The organism is Pseudomonas sp. 30_B (assembly GCF_017491605.1).
Classification (GTDB): domain Bacteria; phylum Pseudomonadota; class Gammaproteobacteria; order Pseudomonadales; family Pseudomonadaceae; genus Pseudomonas.
The window spans coordinates 1-510 of record NZ_JAFGYY010000194.1 but is presented as its reverse complement, the minus strand read 5'-3'; the positions used below and the strand labels follow the sequence as shown (position 1 = coordinate 510).

The following is a 510-nucleotide window of genomic DNA, read 5'->3' as shown; positions in this document are numbered from 1 at the left end:
GAAAGGCTGCTGTCGGTGAATACGGATGCTGCGTTCACCGAGCTTGTTCTGTCCGAAAGACGCGAAGGAGTCCTGCGTATCGACGATACCTCACTACTCGTCCTTGCAGTGCGTAGCCGACCCCAGGCGAAATGACGTACCCGGCTCTGGAACGGTACCAAGAGGTACTGCAATTTCCCAAGACGGCATTTCGTGGGGACGCTGAGCTTGCACAAGGCTCCGTTGCAAGAGATGGCTTCGGACTTCCGCTCGTCATGTGCGGAGGCTTTGCACTCACCTATACGTTCACACTGGCGCAAAATCGGAAAGTCGCTCTTCGGTGCTTCCACAAAGAATCGAAGGACCTCGAAGACCGTTACACCGCCGTCGCGCGCCATCTTGAGACGTTGAGGTCGCCGTACTTCGTGCGGTTCAACTTCGCGAGGAACGGGATATGGGTGGATGGCACTGCCTACCCTATCGTGAAGATGGAGTGGGCGAGCGGCGTCACTCTAGGCGAATTCGTTGAAC

1 pseudogene is annotated in these 510 nt (G+C 56.7%); it reads left to right on the top strand.

What is annotated here, in order from left to right:
- Positions 1-131: 131 nt before the first annotated feature.
- Positions 132-510: pseudogene (locus tag J5M67_RS27895) on the top strand (protein kinase family protein); the annotation flags it as partial.